This is a genomic window from Streptococcus cristatus (genome assembly GCF_003943515.1).
GTDB classification, from domain to species: Bacteria; Bacillota; Bacilli; order Lactobacillales; family Streptococcaceae; genus Streptococcus; species Streptococcus cristatus_D.
Genome location: NZ_RJPT01000038.1, coordinates 1 through 593 on the forward strand (window position 1 = coordinate 1; position 593 = coordinate 593).

Annotated in this window: 1 protein-coding gene; it reads left to right on the forward strand. The window is 45.0% G+C overall.

Annotation, left to right across the window (positions count from 1 at the left end):
- Positions 1–593, forward strand: a 593-nt coding sequence (locus tag D8791_RS10460; RefSeq protein WP_185760600.1) for a mucin-binding protein, incomplete at both ends; no start/stop codon positions are given.

Consider the following 593-nt stretch of genomic DNA (forward strand, 5'->3'; position numbering starts at 1 on the left):
GACACCGAAAGATCCGAGCGATCCAAGCAAGGGTTACAACCCACCACCAGTTCCAAGTGATCCAACTAAGGACACACCAATCAATTACGTGAAGGATGGTCAAAAAGCGATTATCAGCTTCGTAGACCAAACTGACGGTAATAAGGAATTGACTAAGGTTGTCGAAAGCGGTAAGTCAGGTGAGCCAATCGGTACAACCAACTACGCAACCCGTCTGAAAGAATTGACAGACAAGGGTTACGAAGTTGTGAACGATGAGTTCAAGGGACCTAAGACCTTCGATAATGACGATAAGAAGGATCAAACCTTCACCGTTACTATGCGTCAGGTTGTAGTACCATTCGATCCAAATAATCCACCGAAACCAAACGATCCAATGGATCCTAAGAATCCGGATGGACCTAAGTGGACAGATGATAAGATCAAGTCAGCTCAACAAGAAGCTGTGAAAGAATTGAGCCGTACGATCAAGTACGTATACGAAGATGGTAAAGAAGCAGCACCAAGCTTCACAGACAGCGCTAAATTCACGCGTATTCTGAAGATCAACGTCGTAACGAAAGCGATCGTAGAAAAAGGCCCATGGACATCAC